Genomic DNA, 8,675 nt, shown 5'->3' on the forward strand with positions numbered 1-8,675 from the left:
TGCTGATCCTCAAGGGCAACATCGCGCCGGCGGGCAGCGTGGTGAAGGTGGCCGGCTCGTCGCTGGGCGGACACCAGGGCCCGGCGCGCGTCTTCGAGGGCGAGGAAGCCGCCTTCGCGGCCGTCCAGGCCGGCCAGATCAACGCCGGCGACGTCGTCGTCATCCGCCACGAAGGGCCCAAGGGTGGGCCAGGCATGCGCGAGATGCTGGGCGTCACGGCGGCGATCATGGGCGCGGGGCTCGGCGACAAGGTCGCCCTGCTCACCGACGGCCGCTTCTCGGGCGCCACGCGCGGCCTGATGGCCGGGCACGTCTCCCCCGAAGCCGTCGCCGGCGGCCCCATCGCCGCCATCCGCGATGGCGACGTCATCACGTTCGACCTGCAGCAGCGCCGCCTCGACATGGCGGTCAGTGACGACGAGATTGCGCGGCGGCTCGCGTCGTATCAGCCACCGGCGCCGCGCTACACGACCGGGGTGATGGCCAAGTACGCCAGCCTCGTGTCCTCGGCCTCCGAGGGCGCCATCACGCGCCCGGCGGCCACGTTGGCCAACCAGATTCGCCGCCAGACACCCGTCGCCTGAAGTTCGTCGTTCGAGCCCATAGCCCTACGCCTTTTTTTCTGAGCCCCGAGCCCAGAGTCCTGAGCCTGATATGAAGAAGACCGGAGCCCAAATCCTGTTCGAGAGCCTGGTGCGCGAAGGCGTCACCTGCGTGTTCGGCTACCCCGGCGGCGCGATCCTGCCGGCGTACGACGCGATGCTCGACTACCCGATCCGCCACATCCTGGTGCGCCACGAGCAGGGCGCCACGCACATGGCCGATGGCTATGCGCGCGCCACCGGCCAGGTCGGTGTCGCCATCGCGACCAGCGGTCCGGGGGCCACCAACATGGTCACCGGCATCGCGACCGCGATGATGGATTCGGTGCCGATCGTCTGCATCACCGGCCAGGTGGGCAGCAAGGCCATCGGGTCCGACGCGTTCCAGGAAACCGACATCACCGGCATCACGCTGCCGATCACCAAGCACAACTACCTGGTGACCAAGCCCGAAGAGGTCGCGCGCGTCGTGCGGGAGGCGTTCTATGTCGCGCGCTCGGGCCGCCCGGGCCCGGTGCTGATCGACATCACGAAGGACTGCCAGCAGTCGTCGTGCGAGTTCGTGTGGCCGGAGGAGCCGAAGCTGCGCGGCTATCGTCCGTCGCACACGCCGAGTTCGCGCGAGGTCGAGCAGGCCCTCGAGCTGATCAACTCGGCCAAGCGGCCGATCATCCTCGCCGGCCGCGGCATCCAGCAGTCCAACGCGCGCGAGGCCGTGCTGGCCTTCGCCGAGCAGGCCAACGTGCCGATTGCGATGACGCTGCTCGGGCTGGGCGCCATTCCGGCGAGCCACCCGCTCAACCTCGGCATGATGGGCATGCACGGCGAGGCCTGGGTCAACACGGCGATTCAGGAAGCCGACCTGCTGCTGGCCTTCGGCATGCGCTTCGACGACCGTGTCACCGGCAACGTCAAGACGTACGCGCCCAACGCCAAGAAGATCCACATCGACATCGACCCGGCCGAGCTGAACAAGAACGTCCGCGTCGACGTCGGCCTGATTGGCGACCTGCGCACGACGCTCGAGGAGCTGCAGCCGAAGATTGCCGCGACCGATCGCAGCGACTGGATCGCCTACATCTCGATGCTCAAGGGCGACTCCGCGGTCCGCGACATCCAGAACCTGCCCGACAACGGCCACCTCTACGCCGCGCACGTCATCAACGACCTGTGGCGCGAGACGCGCGATCGCGAGACGATCGTCGTCACCGACGTCGGCCAGCACCAGATGTGGGAAGCGCAGTACTACAAGCACGAGGACCCGCGCTCGCTCATCACCTCGGGCGGCCTCGGCACGATGGGCTTCGCGCTGCCGGCGGCCATCGGCGCCAAGGTGGCCCGGCCCGATGCCGAGGTCTGGGTGGTGGTCGGTGACGGCGGCTTCCAGATGACGATGTGCGAGCTGGCGACGATTGCCCAGGAGGGCATCGACATCAACATCGCCATCATCAACAACGGGTTCCTCGGCATGGTCCGGCAGTGGCAGGAGTTCTTCTACGAGCGCCGCTACGCCGCCACGCCGCTGGTCAACCCCGACTTCGTCAAGCTGACCGAGGCCTTCGGTCTCAAGGCGATGCGCGTCGAGACGCGCGGCGACGTCGTCCCGGCGGTGCGCGAGGCCCGGCGTCACCAGGGCACCGTGCTGATCGACTTCCGCGTCGAGCAGGAAGACTCGGTCTATCCGATGGTCCCCGCAGGCAACGACCTGCACAACATGATTCGGCGCCCCAGCGCCATTGTCGAAACGGGAGCGGACGCATGAATACCTTCGTGGTGCTCGTCGAAGACCACCCCGGCGTCCTCACCCGCGTCAGCGGGCTGATTCGTCGCCGCGGCTTCAACATCGACTCGATCACGGTCGGCCACACCGAGACCGCGGGCGTGTCGCGCATGACGATCGCGGTGGAGGCCGACGAGTTCGGCGCCCGCCGCATCGAGGCGAACCTCTACAAGCTGCTCGAGGTGCTGCGTGTCGACAACGTGACGCGGCAGCCGTCGATCTTCCGCGAGCTCGCCATCCTGAAGGTGAAGACGACGCCGGAGACGCGCGCCCAGATCTTCCAGCTGGCGCCGATCTACCGCGCACGCATCATCGACGTCTCGACCGAGTCGCTGGTCATCGAGATCACCGGCAACCAGGACAAGGTGCAGAGCCTGATCGACGTGCTCGAGCCGTACGGCATCCTGGAGATCGCCCGCACGGGCCGCCTGGCGATGCTGCGCGGCACCGGCACGGCGAGCAAGCCCCCCGAGGACGAGCAGGACTTCGGCGCCGCCAAGGCCGAGGAAGACCTCATCTCGCACTCGGTGTAGGGGTAGGGACGGCTCTCCGAGCCGTCCGTCTCCGCCCGACGACAGCAATCCCTCACGGCCGGCTCGGAGAGCCGGCCCTCCCACGTTCTTTCCCCAAGGCCGACGGCCCGGTGCCGAAGGCCATTCCATGACGGCCGGCTGGGACAGCCGGCCCTACCCAACGACACACATGGCTGCACACATCTACTACGACAACGACGCCGACCTCGCCCTCATCCAGGGCAAGAAGGTCGCGATCATCGGGTATGGCTCGCAAGGTCACGCGCACGCGCTGAACCTCAAGGACAGCGGCGTGGACGTCCGCATCGGCCTGCGCACCGGCAGCACGTCGGCGGCCAAGGCCCAGGCGGCCGGCGTCCGCGTCGTCAGCGTGGCGGACGCAGCGAAGGAAGCCGACGTCATCATGATGCTCGCGCCCGACACGGTGCAGCCGTCGGTCTACCAGAAGGACATCGCGCCCCACCTCACGGCGGGCAAGATGCTGATGTTCGCGCACGGGTTCAACATCCGCTACGGCACCATCGTGCCGCCGGCCGACATCGACGTGACGATGGTGGCCCCGAAGTCGCCGGGCCACCGTGTCCGCGAGGTGTTCGAGGAGGGCGGCGGTGTGCCCGGGCTCATCGCGATCCACCAGGACGCCAGCGGCCACGCCCGCGCGCTGACCATGTCGTATGCCAAGGGCATCGGCGTGACCCGCGCCGGCGTCATCGAGACGACCTTCACCGAAGAGACCGAGACCGACCTGTTCGGTGAGCAGGCCGTGCTGTGCGGCGGCACCGCGGAACTGGTCAAGGCGGGCTTCGAGACCCTCGTCGAGGCGGGCTACCAGCCGGAGATCGCCTACTTCGAGTGCCTCCACGAGCTCAAGCTGATCGTCGACCTGATGTACCGCGGTGGGCTCAACTACATGCGCTACTCGGTCAGCGACACGGCCGAGGCCGGCGACTACTACACGGGCCCGCGCATCGTCACGGCCGAGACGCGCCAGGCGATGAAGCAGGTGCTGGCCGAGATTCAGGACGGCACGTTCGCGAAGAAGTGGATTAAGGAGAACGAGGACGGACGTCCCTGGTTCAACAAGGTCCGCGCCGACGAGCAGACGCAGACCCTCGAGGACGTCGGCGCCAAGCTGCGCGCGATGATGCCGTTCCTCAACCCGGTCACGCACAAGCCGCAGGAACAGAACGCCCCGGTGGCGTAGCCGGCGCAGCGGGTAGGGCCCGTTCTCCGAACGGGCCGTCACCGCGATCACGACGGCCGGCTCGGAGAGCCGGCCCTACCCCTCCCAAGCGACAGTCGACAGGTACAATGCGTCTCTCCGGAGATGCCCATGCCTGTCGACCGTGTTCGCGTTGCCGCCCTGCCGGCCATGGTCCTCACCATGGCCCTCCTCCACGCGCCGGCGGGCCTGGCGCAGGCGCCGGCCGCGCCGCACGTCCCCACCATCGACGAACTCGTCGAACTCGGCTCCCTCAGCGCCCCGACGATCTCGCCCGACGGCCGCTGGGTCGCGTTCGAGGAAGCGATCACGGACTGGGAGCGCGACGCGTTCCTCACCCAGCTGTTCGTCGCCGACACCTCCACCGGCACGGTCACGCAACTCACGCGCGGCAAGGAGTCCGCAGGTGACATCGAGTGGTCACCCGACAGCCGCTGGATCACGTTCATCCGCCCGATCGACGGCAAACCGGCCATCTATGCCATTCGCCCCGACGGCGGCGAAGCCGTCGTCCTCTCGAAGCACGACGGCCCGATCGTCAACCACGAGTGGGCGCCGGATGGCCGCACCATCGTCTACATCGCGCTGCCCGACGACAGCGCGGCCGAGAAGGCGCGCAAGGAGGCCCTCGGCGCCTTCACCGTGGTCCGGAAGGACTACCAGTTCGCCCAGCTCTGGACACTCGACGCCGTCGAGGCGCTCGTCGCGCCGGCCAGGGGCCGTCAGCGAACGCGCGGCAACGACCGTCACGTCTCGACGTTCGACGTCTCTCCGGACAGCACCCGCCTGGTGTTCCAGGCGGCCCGCACGCCGGACCTCGTGGACGGCGGCACGACGGATCTCTTCCTGCTCGACCTCGCGACCGATCACGTCACGCCCCTGGTCACGCAGGCGGGCCCCGACACCAACCCGCGCTGGTCGCCGGAGGGCACCCGCATCGCCTTCCAGTCGCCGATGGGCGTCGCCGGGTACTTCCACGCCAATGGACGCGTCGCCATCGTCCCGGCCACTGGCGGCACGCCGGTCTCGGTGACGGATACGCTGGATGAGGACGCACAACTGGTCGCGTGGACCCGCACCGGCCTGTACATCTCCGCGCTGCAGAAGACCGCCACGCACCTGTTCCGCGTCGACCCGGCCGCACGCACCCTGACCCGCGTGTCGTCGCCGGACGCGCTCGCGATGCAGGCCCCCACCATGAGTGGCGACGGGACCGCACTGGCGTATGTCGCCGGGTCGGCCACGACGCTGCCCGAGGTCTACACGACGGCCATCGCCACCTTCGTGCCGAAGGCGCTGACAACCCGCTCCACCCGGCTGGCCGCCTGGACGCTCGGGATCCGTGAACTCGTGACCTGGAAGAGCCAGGACGGCGAGGTCATCGAGGGTGTCCTGATCAAGCCCCGCGACTACGATCCGTCGAAGACCTACCCGCTGCTCTGCGTCATCCATGGTGGACCGACCGGCATCGATCGCCCGCAGGTGATCGATGCCCGCTACTACCCCGCCGACCTGTGGGCCGCGCGCGGCGCCCTCGTGCTCAAGGTCAACTACCGCGGCAGCGCGGGGTACGGCGAGCGATTCCGGCGCCTGAACGTCCGCAACCTCGGCGTCGGCGACGCGTGGGACGTGCTGTCGGGCATCGACGCGCTCGTCGCGAAGAAGATGGTCGATCCGACGCGGCTCGGCTGCATGGGCTGGAGCCAGGGTGGCTACATCTCGGCGTTCCTGACGACGTCGACGACGCGGTTCAGGGCGATCTCGGTCGGCGCCGGCATCTCGAACTGGGCGACGTACTACTACAACACCGACATCACGCCGTTCACCATCCAGTATCTCGACGCCGACCCGGGCACGGACCCCGAGATCTACCGCAAGACGTCACCGATGTCCTACGTGATGGGCGCCAGGACGCCGACGCTGATCCAGCACGGCGAGTTCGACCGCCGCGTGCCGATCGCCAACGCCTACGAACTGCGCCAGGGCCTGCAGGATCGCGGCGTGCCGGTGGAGATGATCGTCTACAAGGGCTTCGGCCACGGCATCACGAAGCCGAAGTCGATGCGCGCGACCATGCAGCACAACCTGCTGTGGTTCAACCATCACATCTTCGGAGACCCGGCCCCGGACTTCACCACCGCTCCGCCGAAGCCGGCCGCGCCAGCGACGCAGCCCTGACACGCCTGTAGCCGCCGGACTTCGTCCGGCCGCGCCTCACGTAGGCGTCGAGCTTCAGCTCGACGCGGGCCGCGATCACGACCGTCGACCTGGAGGTCGACGGCTACGGAAGAGGGGGCAGCTGGGGCAGCAGGCGCTCCGCGGCCTCCGCGGCAGGACCGCCGATCGCGATGGCTTCGCCGGCTCGCGTCCGGGCCTTGGTGGGATCTCCGGCGTTGGCATAGCCGACGCCACCGTTGTAGCGCGCCCAGGCCTGCTGGCGGCGATGGTCGCGCAGCGCCTGCTCGCGACGGTGGACGAGGACCTCCCTTGCGGCATCGGCGAGGCGGGCGTCGCGCGCGTCGACGATGCGCTGCTCGAGCACCGGCGTGCGGGCGTCGAGACACTCGAAGGCCTCGTCGAACCCGGCCGCGGCCGCCGGCCAGACCCGGCGTGTCAGTCGCAGCGCCGCGCGATCGAAGTGCGCTTCGCAGTGGCGTGACTCGAGGTCGATCGCCGCATCGAAGTCCGTGCCCGCGTCGTCATGACGCCCCTGCTTGAAGGCGATGACGCCGCCGAGATAGTGGACGTCGGCATTCACCAGCAGTCGCCGCGCATCGTCGACCGACGCACGGGCGTCGTCGAGGCGACCGATCGTGTAGAGGTTCCACGCCTTCCAGTAGAACGCCTCGCCCATGTACCAGGTGCCGAACGCCAGCATGCGGTCGGCCGCCGCGATCGCCTCGGCGTGGCGTCCCAGGAAACCGAGACTCTTCGTGAGCCCCAGCAAAGCCTCGCGATGGTCGGGCAGCCGGGCCAGCAATGTGGTGTAGAGGTCGACCGCCAGCGCGTAGTCCTCCATGCGCTGCCGCAGGTCGCCGCGCAGGGCGAGTGCGGGCACCAGCGACGGGAACTCGGCGAGCGCCCGGGCCAACGTCTCGTCCGCGGAGACGAGTCGGCCTCGCGCGAGTTCGGCTTCGCCGGCGATGACGTCGAGCTCGACGAAGGATGCGTGCGTGGCGCGGAACGCGTCGAGAACGTCGATCGAGGAGCGCAGCAGGACGAGGCGTGTGAACCCGAGCGAGGGATCGTCGGGGTGACGCTGCGCCCAGATCTCGGGCTCGAGACCGGGCAGGGTCCCCGGCGCCGGAGGTCGCCCCTCGTCGAGTCCAAGCACGGGGTTGGTACCGACCAGTGCGAGCAGCAGGGTGGCAACCCAGGGGTCGGCATCGGCGCGAGCCTCGAGCGCCACTCGCCTGGCTCGGAGTCGCCCCACGTCCTCGCTGGCGACGAACGGTCCGACACCGGCCGTCGCCGTCCCGCGACGCCACGTCACCGCCGGTACCACGTCCGCGCCCGCGGCGGCGTCGTCAGGTGGTGCGGCCGCCACCCACCGTCCGGGGGCGTCCTGGTACCTCCCGGGAAAGAGTCCGAGCAGGCGTTCTCTCACCGCCAGGTGTACGGCCACGCGGTAGGCTCGCGCGCCGAATGTCGGGTCGGCATGACCGGCCGCCACCCCGGCGTCGTACTCGCGCAGCGCCCGCTCCAGACAGCGATAGCAGCCCTCGGCCGCCGCTGCGTCCGCCTCGCGCAGGCGTTCCGGCCACGGGTCCGACACCACGGGCGCACGCGCGGCGCGACACCCGCTGGTCAGTGTGACGACCAGCAGGGCGACAGCGCACGAGAACGGTGCCCGACGACGTCGCATGCGCATGGTTCAGGCTGAGGCGTGCCGCGCCGCTACTGCGGCTGGAAATTGACGGTGACGGTCAGGATGACGGGGACCGCTTCTCCATTGAGCCACGTCGGCGTGTACCGCCACTGACGCACCGCGGCGATGGCCGCGTCGTCCAGCCCCGTCACGCTGCGGACGACCCGCGCGTCGGTGACGCGTCCGGCGGTGTCGATCGTCACCTCGAGGATCACCACGCCGCTGACGTTCGCGGCAAGGGCCTCCGGTGGGTACTCGGGGATGACGTGCTGCACCTTGCTCGGCGGACCGATGTCGCCGCCGACGCGAAGCGGCGGGCGCTGCGATGCGTCAGGCATCACCACCCCTTCCTCGTCACCTGATCCGACGTACGTCACGATGAGCATCGGCGCTTCCAGTGGCGGCTCGAACTGCCACTGCCGGACGGCGTCCAGCACCGCCGCCGCCTCGGCCTCGACGATGGGGCGGGCGTTCCTGGCGCCCCCCGGCAGGACGCGCGCCTCGGCGACGCGGCCGCTGGCGTCGAGCACGAGATGCACGCGGAACTTGACGGCGCTCGCGACGCCGTCCGGCCAGACCGGTGGCACGTGCACGGTGCGGCGCGGTGCGGGCCGATCGAGGGTCGGGCGCACCGCCGTCCGCTCGAGTGGGCCGGCGGCGGGGTCCGGGG

7 protein-coding genes are annotated in these 8,675 nt (G+C 69.5%); 5 read left to right on the plus strand and 2 right to left on the minus strand.

The genetic code is table 11. The features are described 5' to 3' along the window. The 5 genes from Q0C41_RS27560 to Q0C41_RS27580 all read left to right on the plus strand — a co-directional run. On the plus strand, positions 1 to 584 hold a 584-nt coding region (locus Q0C41_RS27560), incomplete at its 5' end, for a dihydroxy-acid dehydratase (protein ID WP_291989554.1). Positions 585 to 654: 70 nt separating this feature from the next. Beyond that, positions 655 to 2,364 carry a biosynthetic-type acetolactate synthase large subunit gene (gene ilvB / locus Q0C41_RS27565; protein WP_291989555.1) on the plus strand — a complete coding sequence of 570 codons (1,710 nt, stop codon included), beginning with the start codon at positions 655 to 657 and terminating at the stop codon, positions 2,362 to 2,364. Further along, positions 2,361 to 2,915 carry an acetolactate synthase small subunit gene (gene ilvN / locus Q0C41_RS27570; RefSeq protein ID WP_291989556.1) on the plus strand — a complete coding sequence of 185 codons (555 nt, stop codon included), beginning with the start codon at positions 2,361 to 2,363 and terminating at the stop codon, positions 2,913 to 2,915. Before ilvB ends, ilvN begins: the two co-directional genes overlap by 4 nt. A gap of 169 nt (positions 2,916 to 3,084) precedes the next feature. Continuing rightward, on the plus strand, positions 3,085 to 4,119 hold the full coding sequence (ilvC, locus tag Q0C41_RS27575; RefSeq protein ID WP_291989557.1) for a ketol-acid reductoisomerase: 1,035 nt from the start codon (positions 3,085 to 3,087) through the stop codon (positions 4,117 to 4,119). A gap of 129 nt (positions 4,120 to 4,248) precedes the next feature. After that, complete coding sequence (locus tag Q0C41_RS27580; RefSeq protein ID WP_291989558.1) at positions 4,249 to 6,315, plus strand: S9 family peptidase; 2,067 nt, start codon at positions 4,249 to 4,251, stop codon at positions 6,313 to 6,315. Positions 6,316 to 6,418: 103 nt separating this feature from the next. Here the strand turns inward: Q0C41_RS27580 and Q0C41_RS27585 are convergent, their stop codons facing one another. Beyond that, positions 6,419 to 8,008, minus strand: coding sequence for a tetratricopeptide repeat protein (locus tag Q0C41_RS27585; protein ID WP_291989559.1), 1,590 nt, complete (start codon positions 8,006 to 8,008; stop codon positions 6,419 to 6,421). A 26-nt stretch (positions 8,009 to 8,034) separates the two neighbouring features. Continuing rightward, positions 8,035 to 8,675 (minus strand): energy transducer TonB (locus tag Q0C41_RS27590; protein ID WP_291989560.1); only part of this gene is annotated, 641 nt, incomplete at its 5' end.

This window comes from Luteitalea sp. (genome assembly GCF_022842525.1).
Classification (GTDB): domain Bacteria; phylum Acidobacteriota; class Vicinamibacteria; order Vicinamibacterales; family Vicinamibacteraceae; genus Luteitalea.

Bases quoted from the DNA above. Each gene is read 5' to 3' on its own strand.
- Q0C41_RS27580 (WP_291989558.1), top strand. From the start codon at position 4,249: ATGCCTGTCGACCGTGTTCGCGTTGCCGCCCTGCCGGCCATGGTCCTC.
- ilvB (WP_291989555.1), top strand. From the start codon at position 655: ATGAAGAAGACCGGAGCCCAAATCCTGTTCGAGAGCCTGGTGCGCGAA.
- ilvN (WP_291989556.1), top strand. From the start codon at position 2,361: ATGAATACCTTCGTGGTGCTCGTCGAAGACCACCCCGGCGTCCTCACC.
- Q0C41_RS27585 (WP_291989559.1), bottom strand. From the start codon at position 8,008: ATGCGCATGCGACGTCGTCGGGCACCGTTCTCGTGCGCTGTCGCCCTG.
- ilvC (WP_291989557.1), top strand. From the start codon at position 3,085: ATGGCTGCACACATCTACTACGACAACGACGCCGACCTCGCCCTCATC.